Origin of the sequence: Stenotrophomonas sp. SMYL20, from assembly GCF_036320045.1 — a bacterium.
Lineage (GTDB): Bacteria > Pseudomonadota > Gammaproteobacteria > Xanthomonadales > Xanthomonadaceae > Stenotrophomonas > Stenotrophomonas maltophilia_A.
Genome location: NZ_JAWIRT010000016.1, coordinates 56,988 through 74,614, shown reverse-complemented (window position 1 = coordinate 74,614; position 17,627 = coordinate 56,988). Strand labels below are relative to the sequence as shown.

Here is a 17,627-nt window from a genome sequence, read left to right as displayed (position 1 = left end):
CGGTGTGCCGGCCTACGGTCGGCACATCCCTTGAACATAGGAGATTGACCATGTGGTATTTCGCCTGGATTCTCGGTGCCGGACTGGCCTCGGTCGTGGCCATCCTCAACGGGATGTGGTTCGAAGCGCGCGAAAGCGCCCGCACCGACAACGACGTGCATTGAAACTGTAAAAAAGGGTTGCCGACAGGGCCTTCACACGGTATCTTAGGCGGCTCCTTCGGGGTGTAGCTCAGTCTGGTAGAGCGCTACGTTCGGGACGTAGAGGTCGCAGGTTCGAATCCTGTCTCCCCGACCACTCAAGTGGTCGCATTGAAGCCTGGTGAAGTCGTCCAGGCTTTTTTGTTCCCTGAAGTGGCACTGCTTCGGCAGTGTGAAGAAAACAGCATTCACCCCTTGCCGCCATCGGGGTGAATCGCTAGAATAGGCGGCTCCCTTCGGGGTGTAGCTCAGTCTGGTAGAGCGCTACGTTCGGGACGTAGAGGTCGCAGGTTCGAATCCTGTCTCCCCGACCACTTCGGTGGTCACCAAGAAGCCTGGAAGACATCACTGTCCTCCGGGTTTTTTTGTATCAAGCGCCAGGCCGCCCGCGTGACGGGACCTTGCCGCGCAGCGCACGTACAATGGCCGCGCTGCCGGCCCTCCTGCAGCCCCCACCCCCACCTGCCGCTTCGGCGTAGACCGATGCCGGCGCTGCATGCCGTTGCTGCGGCGTGCGACACCTGCAAGGACCACCGATGAGTTCCTCCCCTTCCGATTCGCCGTCGCTGCTGCACGGCCGTGTCCTCGCGTTTGCCGCGATCCTGCTGGCAGCGGTCAACCTGCGCACTGCGGTCACCTCGATCACCCCGCTGCTGGACGTGCTCGGCCAGCAGTTCGGCTTCGGCACCACCATGACCGGCGTGCTGGGCATGCTGCCGACCGCCTCGTTCGCGCTGTTCGGCGTGGCCACGCCGGCATTGGCGCGGCGCCTGGGCCTGGAACGCACCACGCTGCTGGCGATGGTGATGGCGATGGCCGGCCTGCTGCTGCGTTCCAGCGCCGGCAACGTCGGCACGCTGCTGCTCGGTTCGGTGGTTGCACTGGCCGGCATGGGCATCGGCAACGTGGTGGTGCCGCCGCTGGTGAAGCGCTATTTCGCCAACAAGGTTGGCACCATGAGCACGCTGTACATCAGCGTGCTGCAGCTGGGCACGATGCTGCCGGCGCTGCTGGCAGTGCCGGTGGCGAATGCTGCGGGCTGGCGCGTGTCGCTGGGCATGTGGGCGCTGCTGGCGCTGGCCGCCGCCCTGCCGTGGCTGCTGCTGGCCAGGCGCGCACCGAAGCCGCAGGCCGACGCCACCGATCCCACCGCACAGCCGCACGGCAAGGTCTGGCGCACGTCGCTGGGCTGGAGCATGACGCTCATGTTCGGCATGACCTCGCTGATGACCTATTCGATGTTCACCTGGCTGCCGCGCATCGTGGTCGAGGCCGGTGGCACGCCCGCGTTCGGCGGCGTGATGGTCGCCGTGTTCTCGGCACTGGGCCTGCTGCCGTCGCTGGTCATTCCGTCGATGGCGGTGCGCCTGCAGAACCCGTTCCCGCTGGTGCTGATCGGTTTCTTCTCGTTCGTGATCGCCTTCACCGGCCTGCTTGTGGCCCCGATGAAGGCGCCGCTGCTGTGGGCCTGCCTGCTCGGCGTCGGTCCGTCCACCTTCCCGCTGGCGCTGACCCTGATCAACCTGCGCACCCGCACCCCCACCGGCTCGGCCGCGCTGTCCGGGTTCATGCAGGGCGTGGGCTACAGCTTCAGCTGCCTGGGGCCGTTCCTGGTCGGCTGGCTGCACACCGTCAGCGACGGCTGGACGATCCCATTCAGCTTCCTGTTCGGCTGCGCCACCCTGATGCTGTGCGCCTCCTGGGTGGCCTGCAAGCCGCGCAAGCTGGAAGACCTCTGGTAAGCCACGTGGGGCCTCGCAACCGGCCCCACCTACCGCTCGTCAGCCCGTCTGCGCATTTTGACGCCGGGCTGACAATTCCGGGCGGATAGTGCCCACGAATGCCCATCCTTGCCGCGTGCCGGCATCGGGCATGGGGGCGGCAGCGCCGCCCAGGCCACCACTCGGTGTGCGGGGGACTCTCGTTTCAGACAAGACATTGCAGGTCGCTGTCCTGGTTTCGCCCATCCCTGCTGGATGGGAGTTCGCGAGGGGAGTGACGCAGGCCACGGCCATCCCAAAATCTGGCATGTGATGTGCGTCACATTTTTCAGGTTGTCTGGTTCGGAAGCCAAGGGGGTCCCCAATGGTTGTCCACCGCCGGCTGGCGCTCTGCGTCGGCCTTGCCTGTACCGCCCTGGCCTGGGCCAGCAGCGCTGCCCCGCCTGACCGCGAGGCGGCCCTGGCCGAGATCGGCCGCTACCGCGACCAGGCCCGTTGGCTGGATGCGCTCGGCGCGATCGAGCGCGCCAGCCAGCAGCAGCCCAACGACGACCTGCTGTTCAAGCTGCGCGTCCTGACCCTGGGCGACATCGGCAATGCCTGGCGCGCCTGGGAGCTGTACCAGCAGCGCCCGCAACTGTTCGACGCTGCTCAGAAGCAACGCATCGAAGGCGACTACCTGGCCAAGCTGGTGGTCTGGAGCCTGGCCTACAGCAGCAGCGAAGACAGCCGGCTGGAAGAAGCCGAATCGACCCTGGCGCGCATGCAGCGCTATCTGGGCAGCGAAGGCACCCCACCTGTGCAGGCGCCATTGCGCATCCGCATGGACCGGCTGATCCTGCTCAACCGGCTGGGCCGCCATGCGCAGGTGCGAGAGGAAGCCCGCGCACTGCAGGCTGAAGGCCATGCCCTGCCCGACTATGTTCTGCCTGCGGTCGGCGATTCGCTGATGGGCACGCTGCATCCGGAAGAAGCCATTCCGGTGCTGCAGGCGGCCGTCGCAGGCGATCCGACGCGCGACGCCTCGCATTCGGAACTGGCTTACGCCTACCTGGAAAGCGAGCAGCAGGAAAAGGCCGTCGACCTGCTGCAGGCGTGGCGCGACAAGGAACCTGCCTGGCGCTGGAGCAACGGCAAGTCGCCGTATCCAAACTGGTCGCGCTACGAAGCCGACCTCAACCTGGCGATGGTGCGCGCCTACAGCGGTGACCTGCCCACCGCGCAGCGCGATCTGGAATCGATGGTCGACATCGCACCGGGCAACGGCGGCCTGCAGAGCGCGCTGGGCAGCGTGTACATGATGCGCGGCTGGCCACGCAGGGCGCTGCAACGGCAACAGATGGCGCATGCGCTGGACCCGCGCGACATCGAGCCACGGCTGGGCATGCAGGAAGCCTACGTCGCCCTGCAGCGCGATGACCTGGCGCGACCGCTGCACGACGATCTGGTCGCGCGCTACCCCACCCAGCCCGCCGTCGAACGCATGGACCAGGCCTGGCGCGCGCACCGCGGTTGGCAGCTGAAGGCATGGACCGACATCGGGCGCAGTTCCGGCGGTGGTGGCACCTCGCCACTGGGCAACGACGACCGCCGCTATGGCATGGAAGTCCAGACACCCGTACTCGACGATCGCTGGCGGCTGTTCGCCTTCGCTGACCGGCGCTCGGTCGATTTCCAGGACCAGCGCATCGACCCGCTGTGGCTGGGCGCGGGCGTACGCTACCGATTCGGCCGTCTGGATGCGGAAGCTGCAGTGCTGCGCGCCAACGACCACATCGGTGATACCGGCCTGCGCGTCGGCGTGGGCTGGCAGTTCAACGACCACTGGCATGCCGGACTGACCGCCGCACGCAATGATCCGGATGCATCAATGCAGGCGCGCGTGGCCGGCATCACTGCCGACAGCGTCAGCGCGCAGGTCGACTACCGGCGCAGCGAACGCACGCACTGGATGTTCGGCGCCAGCCGCTTCCGCTACGACGATGGCAACCATCGCGAACTGTTCAGCACCAGCGTCGAGCAGCGGCTGCTGACACGCCCACGGTGGCTGATCGATGGCCTGGGCAGTGCCTACACCAGTCGCGGCAGCCGTGATGATGCTCCCTACTTCAACCCGAAGCGTGATCGCATGGTCGAGATCGGCCTGCGCATCGACCAGCAGTTGTGGCGCCACTACGAACGCCACTTCCGCCACCGGCTGACCGTCTCGCTGGGCGATTACTGGCAGGACGGCTTCGGCAGTGCACTGGTGCCGTCGGTGTCATACATGCACGAGTGGCAGCTGGGCCAGGGCCGCGTGTTCGAGTATGGCGTGCGCTGGTCGCGGCCGGTCTACGACGGCCATCGCGAACGCCATATCGGCTTCGAAGCCGCACTGCGCTGGGGAGACTGACATGACCCGCATCCTGCGCCTGATCGTGCTCCTGCTGCTGTCGGCTGCGCCGCCGGCCTTCGCGCAGCAGGCCCTGCATCTCGATGCGATCGACAACGGCCTGCTGATCCTCAGCTACCACGACATCCGCGACCAGGTCGCAGCCAAGGGGGATGCCGATACCTATGCGGTGAGCACGCAGAACTTCGCCGCCCATCTGGACTGGCTGGGGGCACACGGTTACCACCCGGTGTCGCTGTCGCAGGTGATCGACGCCTCCCGGGGACGCGCCACGCTGCCACCGAAACCGGTACTGCTGACCTTCGATGACGGCCTGCGCAGCGTCTACGACAAGGCCTTCCCGTTGCTGCAAGCTTACCGCTATCCGGCGCTGGTGGCGGTGATCACCGACTATGTGGACATGGCACCTGGCCGCACCATCGACTATGGCTACCGGCCGTTCGGCCGCGACGACTTCATCACCTGGGCACAGCTGAAGCAGATGCACGACAGCGGCCTGATCGAAGTGGCCAGCCATACCGACGACCTGCACCACGGGGTGCTCGCCAACCCACAGGGGAACTCCACCCCCGCTGTCGTGACCCGCGTTTACAACCCCGCCACGCGCAGCTATGAGAGCGAGGCGCAGTACGCGCAACGCCTGCGCGCCGATCTCTCGCGCAGCGTGCAGCGCATCGAGCAGCATCTGGGCGTGCGCCCGCGCGCCATCGTCTGGCCATACGCGGCCTACAACCAGTTGAGCAACGACATCGCCGAGCAGCTGGGCATGCCGGTGTCCTTCGATCTGGAGGGCCGCAGCACGCCGGTGGCCAGCGACCTGCATGGCCTGGCGCGCTTCCTGGTCAGCGACAACCCGACCGTGGAGGGGCTGGCCTACGAGCTGCGCCGCGACGTCGCGCTCGATGGCATCCGTGCCCTGCAGATCGACCTGGATGATGTCTACGATCCGGAGCCCGCACAGCAGGCGCGCAATCTGGATGCACTGATCGAGCGGGTCAAGCGCATCGCACCGACGCACGTCTACCTGCAGGCGTTCGCCGACCCGGACGGCAACAACACCGCCGATGCACTGTACTTCCCCAACCGCCACATGCCGATGCGCGCGGACCTGTTCAGTCGCGTCGCCTGGCAGCTGAAATCGCGTGCGGGGGTGAAGGTCTACGCATGGCTGCCGGTACTCGGCTTCGAGCTGCCCGACCCGGTGCAGCGCAAGGCGCTGGCGATCCGCAACGGCGATGCCGATGGCATGTACCGGCTGGACTTCACCAATCCCCAGGCGCGCCAGGTCATGCTCGACCTCTACGAGGATCTGGCGGTCAACTCCTACTTCGAGGGCCTGCTGTTCCATGACGATGGGTACCTGCGCGATACCGAGCTGCCCACGCTGGCGGCCGGCGATGGGGGCAGCGCACGCACGCAGGCGTTGATCGACTTCACCCTGGCGCTGCGCAACAGCGCGCAGCGCTGGCGGCCGAAGCTGGCCACGGTGCGCAACCTGTACGCGGAGCCGGTGCTGCGCCCGCAGAGCGAAGCCTGGTTCGCGCAGCGCCTGGACCTGTTCAACAAGGCCTACGACCAGACCGCACTGATGGCGATGCCGTGGATGGAAGGCAGCAAGCATCCGGAACGCTGGCTCGACCAGCTGCTGGCCGCGGTGCGTGCACATGACCCACAGCTGCAGCACACCCTGTTCGAACTGCAGACCGTCGATTGGCGCAGCGGGCAACCGATTCCTGCCGAGCGCCTGCGCGCGCAGATCCGCCAGCTGCAGGCGCAGGGCGTGCACCACTTCGCCTGGTACCCGGACGACTTCATCGCCGACCAGCCCTCCACCCGCGATGCCCGCGCGGCAATGTCCGCCGGCAACTTCCCGTACCCGGAGAAGTGACATGGACATGCATCCGTTGCTGCAGGTCCTGTTCCAGTTCGCCTTCTACTACCCGATGGTGATGGCATTCTTCTGGATGTCGGGCGGCCTGTATTACTACTTCCGGCGCGAACGCCATTCGCGCCCACGCAACGACCCGCCGCTGATGGTCGATCCACCGTTCGCGAGCCTGCTGATTCCCTGCCACAACGAGTCGGCAAACCTCGACGACACACTCGGCGCGGCGCTGGCCCAGCGCTACCCGGCCGACTATGAGGTGATCGCCATCGACGACGGCAGCAGCGACGACACGGGTGCGCGGCTGGACGCCCTGGCGGCAAAGCACCCACGCCTGCGTGTGCTGCACCTGGACCGCAACCTCGGCAAGGCCAATGCGCTGCGCATGGGGGCGCTCGCCGCACGCTCGGAATACCTGGTGTGCATCGACGGCGACGCGATGCTGGAAGAACACGCGCTGCACTGGATGATCTGGCACCTGGTCAGCGGCAACCGGGTCGGCGCGGTCACCGGCAACCCGCGCATCCGCAACCGCTCCACCCTGCTCGGACGCCTGCAGGTGGCCGAGTTCTCCTCGATCATCGGCATGATCAAGCGCGCGCAGCGGGTGTACGGGCGCATCTTCACCATCTCCGGCGTGATCGCCGGCTTCCGCCGCACCGCCCTGCACCAGGTCGGCTGGTGGTCCGATGACATGGTGACCGAAGACATCGACATCAGCTGGCGGCTGCAGCGCGCGCACTGGGACATCCGCTACGAACCCAACGCACTATGCTTCATCCTGATGCCGGAAACCCTGAAGGGACTGTGGCGGCAGCGGCTGCGCTGGGCCCAGGGCGGCGTGGAGGTGATGCTGCGCCACGCCCGCTCGCTGCTGCACTGGAAGGAGCGGCGCATGTGGGGCGTACTGCTGGAGTACGTGCTCAGCGTGATCTGGGCTTACACCATGTTGTTCATCGTGGTGCTGTGGGCGCTGGGCAAGTTCATCGAACTGCCCCCGCAACTGCATATCGCCAGCCTGCTGCCGGAGTGGCATGGCGTGATCCTGGCCCTGGTCTGCCTGCTGCAGTTCGCCAGCAGCCTGATCATCGACCGTCGTTACGAAACACAGATTGGACGCAACTACTTCTGGGTCATCTGGTACCCGATGGCGTACTGGTTGATCAGCCTTTCCACCACCCTGGTGGCGTTGCCGAAAACCCTGCTGCGCCGTCGCAGCAAGCGCGCCACCTGGACCAGTCCCGATCGGGGGATCCGATGAACGCACAACGCCCGTCCAACCGCTTCGACTCGCGGATGATCCGCAAGCCGCATCGCCAACCACGCTTCCAGCGCACCGCCTGGGGCTTCGTCACCCTCGCGTTCTGGGGGTTCTACTTCTACCTGTGGGCCCCACTGGTCACCCTGGTGTCGTGGCTGGTCGGCGGCCAGCTGGCCTGGCAGCAGCTGTACGAACGGCAAAGCCAGTTCGACCCCTATGTGCTGGTGGCGTTGCCGCTGATGCTGCTGTGCGCCAGCGTACTGCTGATCGGCTGGGCCGAGTACAACCGCGCGCGCTTCCGCGGCCACGACCGGCGCCTGCCGCGGCCGCTGGCCAGCCTCAACGAAGTGGCTGCCGACCTGGGGGCCAGCACCGGGCTGGCCGAGCGCCTGCTGGGCTGCAAGGCCGCCACGCTGCACATGGACGATCACGCGCGGCCGATCGGCATCCGCCGGGAAGTGGTGTAGCTCGATTGCCCTGGGTACCGACCCTGGTCGGCCCTTGCTTTGGTAGATGCCGACCTTGGTCGGCGCTTGGGCCTGGTGGGTGCCGACCTTGGTCGGCACCGGGGTCTACCGCGAAGAGCATCCACGCATGGCGTGGCTCTACGTGCGGGTCTGCCCTTCGCCGCGCACCACGAAGCGTTCGACGGTGAGTGCCTCCAGCCCCATCGGGCCATACGCGTGCAGGCGCGTGGTGGAAATGCCGATCTCGCTGCCCAGGCCCAGCTGGCCGCCGTCGGAGAAACGCGAGGACGCATTGACCATCACCACCGCCGAGCGCAGTGTGTTGACGAAGCGCTCGGCATGGCCGGCGTCTTCGGTGGCGATCACTTCGGTGTGGTCGGAGGTATAAGTGCGGATGTGCGCGATAGCCGCATCGAGGTCGTCGACCACGCGCACCGCCAGCACCAGATCGAGGAACTCGGCGGCATAGTCGTCTTCGGTGGCGGCGGTGCTGCCCGGCAGCAGCGGTTGCGCCAGTGCATCGGCGCGCAGCTGCACGCCGCGCTCGCCCAGCGCCTGCGCCACGCGCGGCAGGAACGTTTCGGCCACGTCGCGGTGCACCAGCAGCGTTTCCAGCGAGTTGCAGGCTGCAGGGCGGCTGCACTTGCCATCCACCAGCAGGTCAATGGCCTTGCCGAGGTCGGCGCTGGCATCCACGAACAGATGGCACACGCCCTTGTAATGCTTGATCACCGGCACCCGCGCATGCTCGGCGACGAAGCGGATCAGGCCTTCGCCGCCACGCGGAATGGCCAGGTCGATCAGCTCATGCAACTGCAGCAGTCCCAGCATCGCTTCGCGGCGCAGGTCGGTCAGCACGGTCACCGCAGCCGGCGGTACGCCGTTGGCCTTCAATGCGCCGGACAGCGCCTGGGCGATGGCGGTGTTGGAGTGGATCGCCTCGGAACCACCGCGCAGGATCACGCCATTGCCGGCCTTCAGGCACAGGGCCGCAGCTTCGGCGGTCACGTTCGGGCGGGCTTCGTAGATCATCGCGATCACCCCCAGCGGAACGCGCACCTTCTGCACCCGGATGCCGTTTGGACGCACATCGTCGCGGGTGATCTGGCCGACCGGATCGGGCAGCGCGGCGACCTCACGCACGGCTTCGGCCATCGCGAACAGGCGTGCCGGGTCCAGCGCCAGGCGGTCGAGCATGGCACTGCCAACGCCCTTGTCGCGCGCGGCAGCAAGGTCACGCGCATTGCCGGCCAGGATCAGCCGGGCATTCACTTCCAGTGCCTGCGCCATTGCCAGCAGCAGCGTGCGGCGCGCCGCACTGTCGAGGCCGGCAACGATCTGGGCCGCGTCACGGCAGGCACGCGCCTGCGCTTCGATTTCGCTCATCGGGGTGTCCTTCAAACCGGTCATGGCAGCACCAGATCGTCGCGATGGACGACACTGCCACCGTAGTTGTAGCCCAGCACGGCCTCGATGTCGCGCGAATGGCGACCGGCGATCCGGCGCACATCATCGGCGGCGTACTGGCTGACACCGCGGGCGATGCAGACACGGCCCTGTGGTGCATTCCAGCACACCTGCACCATATCGCCACGCCGGAACGCGCCCTCCGCACCGGTGATGCCACCAGGCAGCAACGAGGCGCCCTTCTCACGCATGGCCTGTGCCGCACCGGCGTCGATCACGATCGCGCCTTCGGTCAGCGGTGCATGCCGCAGCCAGTGCTTGCGGGCCGCCTCGCGGCTGCGCGCGGCGTGGATGCGGGTGCCGAACAGGCGGTCCTGCGCCAGTGCACGCACCACGTCGCTGCTGCGGCCGTTGAAAAGGTAGGTCTCGATGCCGAGACGACCCGCCTTGGCCGCCGCCTCAAGCTTGGTCCGCATGCCGCCGGTGCCGGCGCGCGACCCTGCGCCGCCGGCCATCGCCAGCACCTCGTCACTCAGTTCCGGCACGTCGTGCAGTGGCCGCGCATCGGCCACGGTGCGCGGGTCCGCGCTGTACAGGCCGTCGATGTCGGTGGCAATGAACAGTGCATCGGCATCGACCAGCGCGGCCACGGTGGCGGCCAGGTTGTCGTTGTCGCCGAGCTTGAGTTCGTCCACCGACACGGTGTCGTTCTCGTTGACCACCGGCAACGCGCCCAGCCGCAGCAACTCATTGAGCGTGGCGCGTGCGTTGAGGTAGCGGCGGCGGTTGCGCAGGTCGTCGTGGGTCAGCAGCACCTGCGCCACGGGGCGCTCGAAGAAGCGCTGCCAGAGCCCGATCAGCTGGGCCTGACCGAGCGCAGCCAGCGCCTGCCGCGCTGCCATCGCTGCGCCCGGCTCATCGGCCCGCGGCAGGATCGCGCGCCCGGCAGCGACCGCGCCGGAAGACACGATCACCACCTCACGCCCGGCCAGTACATTGGCCGACACGAACTGTGCCAGGCCCAGCGCGTGGCGAGGTGACAGGCCGCCGCCATCGGCGGCCAGCAGGCTGCTGCCGACTTTCAGCACCGCACGCCGCCACGGCGGCAGCGCTTGTTCGGGGAACGGCGAGGCGACGTGGGCAGCGTGCTGGATCATCGGTCAGGCTCTCAGCGGGTGTTCCATTCGTGCACGGTCAGCGCGGAGGCCTGCATCGTCACCAGCGGATCGGTGGCGACGATGGCCTGCGCCTGCGCCAGGCTGTCCACGTTGCACAGCACATAGGCGCCACCGCTGCCATCGGCAAAACCGCCGGTCAGCTGCAGCTTGCCCTGTGCCTGCAACGCATCGAGAAAGTCACGGTGCGGCTGCACGGCGGCGGCGTTGAAATCGGGACGGCGCATGGCCAGCACCAGGTAGACGGTGCCGGCCATCAGGACAGCGCCTGCCAGCGCGCGTGCAGTTCGTCCAGGCGCAGGTCGGCGGCCGAACCCGGCGATACGCGTGCGGCCAGGCTGCCTTCCGGGGTACGCCCCTGCCCTGCGCTGTCGGCACCGGCAGCAGCAGCCTTGTAGGCCTCGCGGAACGGCACACCGGCCACGGCCGCTTCCACCGCCACATCGGTGGCGTACATGCCCGAGTCGATTGCCGCGCGAACCTTGTCGTCGCGCCATTCCAGGTTGGCCAGCAGCGCCGGCAGCAGTTCCAGCGCCGACAGGCCGCGACCGAAGCCGTGGAAGATGGCGCCCTTGGACGACTGCAGGTCGCGGTGATAGCCCGACGGCAGCGACAGCAGCTGCTCGATCTCGGTACGCGCGGCGGCGACGCTGGCGTGGGTCGCGCGCATCAGCTCGATCACGTCCGGATTGCGCTTGTTGGGCATGATCGAACTGCCGGTGGTGTACTGCGCCGGCAGCGCGACGAAGCCGAACTCGGCGCTGGTGAACAGCGACAGGTCCCAGGCAATGCGGCGCAGGTCCAGCGTGGCGCCGCCCAGCGCTTCCAGCGCGGCCAGTTCGAACTTGCCGCGCGACAGCTGCGCGTAGATCGGCGAGATCTGCATGCGGGCGAAACCGAGCGCGGCCGTGGTGTGCTCACGGTCCAGCGGCAGGTTCACACCGTAGCCGGCAGCCGTGCCAAGCGGATTGGCGTCGACCAGCGCATGGGTGTCGCGCGCGCGGATGGCGTTGTCGATGAAGGCCTCGGCCCAGCCGGCCCACCACATGCCGGCCGAGGACACCACGGCACGCTGGATGTGGGTGTAGCCGGGGATCGGCAGATCCTTCTCGGCCTGCGCACGGTCCAGCGCGACCTTGGCAACCTCGGCGCTGAGCTGGGCCACACGCTGCAGCTTCTCCTTCAGCCAGAGGCGGGTGGCGACCAGGATCTGGTCATTGCGGCTGCGGCCGGTGTGGATCTTGCGGCCGGCATCGCCGAGGCGTTCGGTCAGGCGCGCTTCGATCGCCGAGTGACCATCTTCGTACTGCGTGTCCAGCACGAAGCGGCCTTCACGGAAGTCCTGCGCCAGCACGTCGAGCTCGCGCAGCAGGCCGGCCAGTTCATCGGCGCTGAGGATGCCGATGTGCTGCAGGCCCTGTGCATGCGCGGTGCTGGCGGCGATGTCGTGCAGGAAGAATTCGCGATCGAGGATCACGTCATCGCCGGCGAGGAAGGTCTGGATCTGGGCGTCGACGGCGACGCCGGGCTTCTGCCAAAGAAGGTCTGCCATGGGGGCTCCGGAATACGTGTTCAGTGCGGGATCGACGTCAGTTCGTCGATGCCCAGCGCGAGGTTGAGGTTCTGCATGGCCTGGGTGGCCGCGCCCTTCAGCAGGTTGTCCAGGGTCGCCACCACCACCACCCGCTTGCCGCCCGGGGCCAGGGTGAAGCCACCGACCTGCGCACCGTGGCGGCCGGCGATGCGGCTGACCCACGGCGCTTCATCCACTACCTCGATCAGCGGTTCGCCCGCATAGGCCTGCTGGAAGCGCTCGACGATCTGTTCGCGGGTCTGCACGCGGTTCAGCCACAGGTTGGCGGTGAGCGTGATGCCGCGGAAATGCGGCGCGACATGCGGCATGAATTCAACCGCCACGCCCAGCTGGACCGACACTTCACGCTCGTGCACGTGGTTGGTCAGCGCATACGGCATCAGGTTGTCGGCGAGCAGTTCGACGTTGTTCTTGTCCGACGGCGTGGTGCCGGCGCCGGAATAGCCGGACACACCGAAGCACTGCGGCGGGCCGGCCAGCAGGTCCAGCAGCGGATGCACCGCCAGCTGCATCGCCGTGGCATAGCAGCCCGGGTTGCTGATGTGCTTCTGGCCGTTGTAGCGGCCTCGGGTCAGCTCCGGCAGGCCGTAGTACCAGCTGTTGTCGAAGCGGTAGTCGGCCGACAGGTCGACGATGACGGTGTCCGGCTTCGCCGCTTCCAGTGCGGCCACGAACGGTGCGGCCAGGCCGTTGGGCAGGGCCAGGATCACCGCGTCCACGCCCTTGGCGGCCACGGCGTCGGCGTCCAGATTCTCGTACTGCAGCTCGCCCTGGAACTCCGGATGGTGGTCGGACAGGCGCTGCCCCGCGCGTTCGCGCGAGGACACGAAAGCCAGCTTCAGCCGCGGGTGTGCGGCCACCAGCTTGATCAGCTCGGCACCGGTATGGCCACGGGCGCCGACGATGCCCAGGGTGAAAGTCGAATCGTTCATGCGTGGCTGTCCAGGCGGTACTGCAGGTGGCGCTTCACGCCCTGCCATTCCGTATCGATGATGGAGAAGATGACGGTGTCGCGCGGCGTGCCGTCGGCGTGCCGCTTGTGGTTGCGCAGCACGCCGTCCTGCTTGGCGCCGAGGCGGGCGATGGCGGTGCGCGAGGTGAAGTTGAACCAGCTGGTTTCCAGCACCAGGCTGATGCAGCCCATGGTTTCGAAGGCGTGCTGCAGCAGCAACAGCTTGGTTTCGGTGTTGACGCCGGTACGCTGCACGCGCGGTGCATACCAGGTGTAACCGAGGCTGAGCTTGGGCACGCCGGCATCCAGGTCGTAGAAGCGGGTGGTCCCCACGATGTCACCTGCCGCATCGAGGATCACGAACGGCAGCACCTTGCCTTCCACCTGCGCCTGCAGCGCGGCCTGCACATAGTGCTCGACCCGCTCCGGCGAAGGCACCTGGGTGTACCAGAGCTGGTCCAGGCCACTGCCCTCCACGGCGGCGCGCAGGCCAGGCACATGCTCGGGCTGCAGCGGCTGCAGTGTCACGTGCTGGCCGCGCAGGGTGGGAATCGTAGTCCAGTGATCGGAATGGTCCATCATTCAGCCCTGCAGGCTCGGTGCGCGCTGGGCGCAGTGGTCGACATAGGTGCTGATCCGGTCGATGCCATCGGCGCCGTACCAGAACACCTTCCAATGGCCCTGCTTGTAGCAGCCATCGGATTCAGCATAGTAGAAGTGATTGATCGGGTTGCCATTGCGCGAACGCCAGAACAGCTGCGGCGTTTCATCCCGCATCACGTTCCACACCGCGCGGCCGAGGCCTTCACCCTGTGCATCATCGAGCACGGCGAACTTGTCCAGGTACACGCCCTCGGCTTCGTCAGTGAGGATCACCGCGGTGCGGTAGTTCTCGCTGACATAGGCGCGCAGCAGCTTGGTCTTCTGGAAATAGTCAGGCACCAGCGTGCGGCCGAAGCTGGATTCGATCAGGCCCTTCAGCCGTGGCAGGTCCAGCTCGTTCCACGCGGTGGCGCGCAGCACCTTCTCGCCCTTGCGCACCAGCGTGCCCGAGCCCTTGTGGGTGAACAGTTCCTTGGCCAGGTCAGCCGGGCGCGTGATGGACACCGACGATTCCAGCGGCAGGCGGTCGAGCAGATCCTTGATCTGTTCGATCTTCACCTTCATGCCACCGTGGATCCACGGCTGCGCGATCAGGTGGTCGTACTCGGTGGACAGGTTGATCGAATCGATCACGCTGCCCTGCTCGTCCAGCAGGCCGCCGGTGCCGGTCAGGAAAATGATCTTGTACGGCTGCAGCTCCTGCACCAGCTCGTTGGCGGCGAAGTCGGCGTTGACGTTGAGGATCTGGCCACCCGCGGTTTCGCCCAGGCTGGTGATGACCGGGATCGAGCCGGCGCGCAGGCTGGCCTCGATCGGCGCCAGGTTGACCCGCTTCACTTCACCGACCAGGCCGTAGGTGTCCACGTCCAGGTACTCCGCCTCGAACACGCCACCGGTGATCGAGGTGGCACGCGCGCCGTTCTGCTGCAGGGCTTCGACCAGGCGCAGGTTGGACTGCTGGAACACCCGGCGCACGATCGCCAGTGCCTCCGGCGAGGTCACGCGCAGACCGTTGACGGTCTGCTTTTCGATGCCGGCGGCCGACAGTTCGGCATCCAGCTGCGGGCCGGCGCCGTGCAGCACGATCGGGGTCAGGCCGACTTCCTGCAGGAACGACAGCGAAGAGGTCAGCGCGTCGAGATCGTCGCGCAGCACCGCGCCGCCGACCTTGACCACGGCAAAGCGCTTGGCATCCAACTGAGAAAAGCGCTTGAGGTACTGGCTGATCTCCTTCGCGCTGGCCATGCTGGAAAGCAGGCGCACGATGGTCTGGCGGGTCTGGCGGTGGGGCTGGAGGGCAGGAGACATTTCGGTTTCGTCACAGGCGGCGGTCGCCGCGTTGCAGTTCCACCCGGCCAGGGCCGGGAGGCGTTGTAGAGTCGATCAGGCGCCGGCGGCGATGATGCGGTGCACGGCGTCGGTGTAGCGCTGCAGCTGCTCCAGCGTCACGAACTCATCGGCGGTGTGGGCCTGGGCGATGTCACCCGGGCCGAACACCAGCGTGGTGTAGCCGCCGGCCGAGAACAGCGAGGCCTCTGTCCAGAAATCCACCGCGTTGCCGATCGGCAGTTCCAGCGCATCGGCCACGTCGCGTGCCAGCAGGCGGCGGTTCTCGGCCTCGGCGATGTCACCGGCCGGCAGGCTGGGGCCACGGAAGGTTTCGGTGAACAGTGCGGCTTCCGGTTCGGCAAAACCGGCGAAGGTCGCCAGCAGGCCATCGATGTCCATCGACGGCAGCGGACGGAACCCGAACCGCACTTCGGCGGCCGGTGCAATCATGTTGGCCTTGATGCCACCTTCGACGCGACCGATGTTGAAGCGCAGGCCGGTGAGGCCGCCGAAGCGCGCCGAGGCCAGCGATTCCACATGGTCCAGCGCACGGTTGCCCCAGCGCATGGCCTGATGCAGTGCGCTGGCGGCCGCATCCTGCTTGCCCGAGGCATGCCCGGCGCGACCGGCGAACTGCATCAGCACCGAGCTGATGCCTCGGTGCGCCAGCACCGCTTCGCTCATGGTCGGCTCCGCCACCAGCACCGCTTCATATGGCAGGCCACGGGCCAGGAACGCGGCGATGCAGCGCGGATCGTTGGCTTCTTCGTCGCTGGAGAACAGGAACGCGGCATCGCCATCACTGGCGTTGGCCGCGGCCACCAGTGCAGCGGCGGCGCCCTTGATGTCACACACGCCCAGGCCGACCACACGGTCGTCCAGACGCCGCATCACGTGCGGGTCGGCACTCCAGTGCGGCGAATCCGGCACGGTATCCAGATGCACGTTGAACAGGTACTTCGGCGTACCACGCACGGCGTACAGGCTGACCGCACCGGCGCCATGGTCGATCACCTCGACGTTGAAGCCGGGCAGGTTCGCGCGCAGGTAATCGAAGATGCCACCGGTGGTGATCGCACGCGGCGGGTTGCGGGTGTCGAAGGACACCAGGGCCTGCAGGTGATCGAGCGTCTGTTCAAGCATGTGTCTGAATATCCGTAGGGTTCGAAATCGGTAGTGGCGGGGGGGGGGGCGGGGCCCCCAATAAAACACCGGGCCCCCGCCCCGCCGCCGGGCGCGCGCCCCCCCCGGCGCCCCCCCCCCCCCCCCCCCCCGCGCCCCCCCCCCCCCCCCCCCCCCGCCACTACCCTCCATTGACGTTGCGAGGCGCCGGCCAGCGGCCGGCACCCCCGTCACAGGTCAACCGCGATTGACCTGCGCATAGACAGTGGAGCTCATTCCGAACAGCTTGATGAAGCCCTCGGCCTCCTCCACGCCCCAGTCGGCCGACTGCGCGTAGGTGGCGCCCTTGGTGTTGAGCAGGTGCGGCGACTTCACCGCCACTGCATCGACGCGGCCGCCGCGGGTTTCCAGCACCACTTCGCCGTTGACCTTGGCCTGCGAGGACTTCAGGAAGGCCTCGATGTCGGTCTTCAGCGGGTCGTGGTAGAAGCCTTCGTAGACCAGCTCCACCCACTTGCGCGCCACGTCCGGCTTGAAGCGGTTCTGCTGCTTGGTCAGCACGGCATCTTCCAGCGCGCGGTGCGCGGCCAGCAGCGACACCAGGCCCGGGGCCTCGAACACGATGCGACCCTTCAGGCCGATCACGGTGTCGCCGGTGTAGACACCGCGGCCAACGCCGTACGGGGCGAACAGCTTGTTGAGCTGGGCCAGGATCTGGTCGCCCGGCAACGCCTTGCCGTTCAGTTCGACGGCTTCGCCCTCGACGAACTTCAGGGTCACGTTCAGCGCCTGCTCCGGCCACTCGCTGCGCGGTGCGCACCAGCCACGGGCGCCCTCGCCCGGCGCTTCCCAACGGTCGATCTCGCCGCCGGACATGGTCAGGCCCAGCAGGTTCTCGTTGATCGTGTAGGCCTGCTGCTTGGCGCGCACGCCGAAGCCGCGCTCTTCCAGGTACTTCTGCTCGTAGGCGCGGGTCTGGGTGTGTTCCTTCTGGATCTCGCGGATCGGCGCGATGATCTGGTAGTCACCCAGGGCCTTCACCGCCAGGTCGAAGCGGACCTGATCGTTGCCCATGCCGGTGCAGCCGTGGGCGATGATGTTGGTGCCCAGTTCGGCGGCACGCTTCAGCGCGGCATCAACGATCAGGTAGCGGTCCGAGACCAGCAGCGGATACTGGCCCTGATAGCCTTCGCCTGCCCACACGAACGGCTTGACGAAGCCTTCCCAGATGGCCGGGCCACCGTTGACGGTGACATGGCTGGCCACGCCCAGTTCGGCGGCGCGCTTCTCGATGAAATCGCGCTCTTCATCATCCACGCCGCCAGTGTCGGCGAACACGGTGTGCACGTTGTAGCCGCGCTCCTGCAGGTACGGCACGCAGAAGCTGGTATCCAGGCCGCCGGAGAAGGCGAGAACGACGTCTTTGTTGCTCATGGGGATCAGGTCCACTTGGGGGATGGGAATTCGGTAGAGCCGACCGCTGGTCGGCTGAAATGTTGGATGCGCCGCTGCGGGAGCA

Annotated in this window: 15 protein-coding genes and 2 tRNA genes; 8 read left to right on the top strand and 9 right to left on the bottom strand. The window is 67.2% G+C overall.

Annotation, left to right across the window (positions count from 1 at the left end; translation table 11 throughout):
• Nucleotides 1-50: 50 nt before the first annotated feature.
• From cydX to pgaD, 8 genes are all read left to right on the top strand, one after another.
• Entirely contained in the window at nt 51-164 is a 114-nt protein-coding gene (cydX, locus tag V3B48_RS13605; protein WP_032129411.1) for a cytochrome bd-I oxidase subunit CydX, read from the top strand.
• Between the two features lie 56 nt (nt 165-220).
• A tRNA-Pro gene (locus tag V3B48_RS13600) sits at nt 221-297 on the top strand.
• A 140-nt stretch (nt 298-437) separates the two neighbouring features.
• A tRNA-Pro gene (locus V3B48_RS13595) sits at nt 438-514 on the top strand.
• 222 nt (nt 515-736) lie between these two features.
• On the top strand, nt 737-1,942 hold the full coding sequence (locus V3B48_RS13590) for an MFS transporter (RefSeq protein ID WP_032129410.1): 1,206 nt from the start codon (nt 737-739) through the stop codon (nt 1,940-1,942).
• 343 nt (nt 1,943-2,285) lie between these two features.
• A complete protein-coding gene (pgaA, locus tag V3B48_RS13585; protein ID WP_071229724.1) occupies nt 2,286-4,313 on the top strand; it encodes a poly-beta-1,6 N-acetyl-D-glucosamine export porin PgaA in 2,028 nt (675 codons plus the stop codon).
• A gap of 1 nt (nt 4,314) precedes the next feature.
• Complete coding sequence (gene pgaB, locus V3B48_RS13580; protein WP_032129408.1) at nt 4,315-6,201, top strand: poly-beta-1,6-N-acetyl-D-glucosamine N-deacetylase PgaB; 1,887 nt, start codon at nt 4,315-4,317, stop codon at nt 6,199-6,201.
• 1 nt (nt 6,202) lies between these two features.
• Nucleotides 6,203-7,459, top strand: coding sequence for a poly-beta-1,6-N-acetyl-D-glucosamine synthase (gene pgaC, locus V3B48_RS13575; RefSeq protein ID WP_010486660.1), 1,257 nt, complete (start codon nt 6,203-6,205; stop codon nt 7,457-7,459).
• Nucleotides 7,456-7,926: a poly-beta-1,6-N-acetyl-D-glucosamine biosynthesis protein PgaD gene (pgaD, locus tag V3B48_RS13570; RefSeq protein ID WP_032129407.1), complete on the top strand. Its 471-nt coding sequence runs from the start codon at nt 7,456-7,458 to the stop codon at nt 7,924-7,926. Before pgaC ends, pgaD begins: the two co-directional genes overlap by 4 nt.
• Nucleotides 7,927-8,064: 138 nt before the next feature.
• Here the strand turns inward: pgaD and V3B48_RS13565 are convergent, their stop codons facing one another.
• From V3B48_RS13565 to V3B48_RS13525, 9 genes are all read right to left on the bottom strand, one after another.
• The gene (locus V3B48_RS13565) at nt 8,065-9,336 is read right to left on the bottom strand and encodes a glutamate-5-semialdehyde dehydrogenase (RefSeq protein WP_329893882.1); all 1,272 of its coding nucleotides are present in this window, start codon (nt 9,334-9,336) and stop codon (nt 8,065-8,067) included.
• The gene (gene proB, locus V3B48_RS13560) at nt 9,333-10,490 is read right to left on the bottom strand and encodes a glutamate 5-kinase (RefSeq protein ID WP_049401148.1); all 1,158 of its coding nucleotides are present in this window, start codon (nt 10,488-10,490) and stop codon (nt 9,333-9,335) included. The genes V3B48_RS13565 and proB overlap by 4 nt, the downstream gene beginning before the upstream one ends.
• Before the next feature lie 11 nt (nt 10,491-10,501).
• On the bottom strand, nt 10,502-10,765 hold the full coding sequence (locus tag V3B48_RS13555) for a YciI family protein (RefSeq protein WP_032129404.1): 264 nt from the start codon (nt 10,763-10,765) through the stop codon (nt 10,502-10,504).
• The gene (argH, locus tag V3B48_RS13550) at nt 10,765-12,060 is read right to left on the bottom strand and encodes an argininosuccinate lyase (protein ID WP_197616055.1); all 1,296 of its coding nucleotides are present in this window, start codon (nt 12,058-12,060) and stop codon (nt 10,765-10,767) included. The genes V3B48_RS13555 and argH overlap by 1 nt, the downstream gene beginning before the upstream one ends.
• A 20-nt stretch (nt 12,061-12,080) precedes the next feature.
• The gene (argC, locus tag V3B48_RS13545) at nt 12,081-13,034 is read right to left on the bottom strand and encodes an N-acetyl-gamma-glutamyl-phosphate reductase (protein ID WP_032129402.1); all 954 of its coding nucleotides are present in this window, start codon (nt 13,032-13,034) and stop codon (nt 12,081-12,083) included.
• Nucleotides 13,031-13,633 carry a GNAT family N-acetyltransferase gene (locus tag V3B48_RS13540; protein WP_197616056.1) on the bottom strand — a complete coding sequence of 201 codons (603 nt, stop codon included), beginning with the start codon at nt 13,631-13,633 and terminating at the stop codon, nt 13,031-13,033. Before V3B48_RS13540 ends, argC begins: the two co-directional genes overlap by 4 nt.
• Nucleotides 13,634-13,636: 3 nt before the next feature.
• Nucleotides 13,637-14,965, bottom strand: coding sequence for an acetylglutamate kinase (locus V3B48_RS13535; protein WP_032129401.1), 1,329 nt, complete (start codon nt 14,963-14,965; stop codon nt 13,637-13,639).
• A gap of 75 nt (nt 14,966-15,040) precedes the next feature.
• A complete protein-coding gene (locus tag V3B48_RS13530; RefSeq protein WP_032129400.1) occupies nt 15,041-16,129 on the bottom strand; it encodes an acetylornithine deacetylase in 1,089 nt (362 codons plus the stop codon).
• A gap of 216 nt (nt 16,130-16,345) precedes the next feature.
• Nucleotides 16,346-17,542 carry an argininosuccinate synthase gene (locus tag V3B48_RS13525; RefSeq protein WP_049401153.1) on the bottom strand — a complete coding sequence of 399 codons (1,197 nt, stop codon included), beginning with the start codon at nt 17,540-17,542 and terminating at the stop codon, nt 16,346-16,348.
• Between the last annotated feature and the right edge of the window lie 85 nt (nt 17,543-17,627).

What these genes read in the sequence shown, in the direction of transcription:
- cydX (WP_032129411.1), top strand. Translation starts at nt 51, where the DNA reads ATGTGGTATTTCGCCTGGATTCTCGGTGCCGGACTGGCCTCGGTCGTG.
- V3B48_RS13590 (WP_032129410.1), top strand. Translation starts at nt 737, where the DNA reads ATGAGTTCCTCCCCTTCCGATTCGCCGTCGCTGCTGCACGGCCGTGTC.
- pgaA (WP_071229724.1), top strand. Translation starts at nt 2,286, where the DNA reads ATGGTTGTCCACCGCCGGCTGGCGCTCTGCGTCGGCCTTGCCTGTACC.
- pgaB (WP_032129408.1), top strand. Translation starts at nt 4,315, where the DNA reads ATGACCCGCATCCTGCGCCTGATCGTGCTCCTGCTGCTGTCGGCTGCG.
- pgaC (WP_010486660.1), top strand. Translation starts at nt 6,203, where the DNA reads ATGGACATGCATCCGTTGCTGCAGGTCCTGTTCCAGTTCGCCTTCTAC.
- pgaD (WP_032129407.1), top strand. Translation starts at nt 7,456, where the DNA reads ATGAACGCACAACGCCCGTCCAACCGCTTCGACTCGCGGATGATCCGC.
- V3B48_RS13565 (WP_329893882.1), bottom strand. Translation starts at nt 9,336, where the DNA reads ATGACCGGTTTGAAGGACACCCCGATGAGCGAAATCGAAGCGCAGGCG.
- proB (WP_049401148.1), bottom strand. Translation starts at nt 10,490, where the DNA reads ATGATCCAGCACGCTGCCCACGTCGCCTCGCCGTTCCCCGAACAAGCG.
- V3B48_RS13555 (WP_032129404.1), bottom strand. Translation starts at nt 10,765, where the DNA reads ATGGCCGGCACCGTCTACCTGGTGCTGGCCATGCGCCGTCCCGATTTC.
- argH (WP_197616055.1), bottom strand. Translation starts at nt 12,060, where the DNA reads ATGGCAGACCTTCTTTGGCAGAAGCCCGGCGTCGCCGTCGACGCCCAG.
- argC (WP_032129402.1), bottom strand. Translation starts at nt 13,034, where the DNA reads ATGAACGATTCGACTTTCACCCTGGGCATCGTCGGCGCCCGTGGCCAT.
- V3B48_RS13540 (WP_197616056.1), bottom strand. Translation starts at nt 13,633, where the DNA reads ATGGACCATTCCGATCACTGGACTACGATTCCCACCCTGCGCGGCCAG.
- V3B48_RS13535 (WP_032129401.1), bottom strand. Translation starts at nt 14,965, where the DNA reads ATGTCTCCTGCCCTCCAGCCCCACCGCCAGACCCGCCAGACCATCGTG.
- V3B48_RS13530 (WP_032129400.1), bottom strand. Translation starts at nt 16,129, where the DNA reads ATGCTTGAACAGACGCTCGATCACCTGCAGGCCCTGGTGTCCTTCGAC.
- V3B48_RS13525 (WP_049401153.1), bottom strand. Translation starts at nt 17,542, where the DNA reads ATGAGCAACAAAGACGTCGTTCTCGCCTTCTCCGGCGGCCTGGATACC.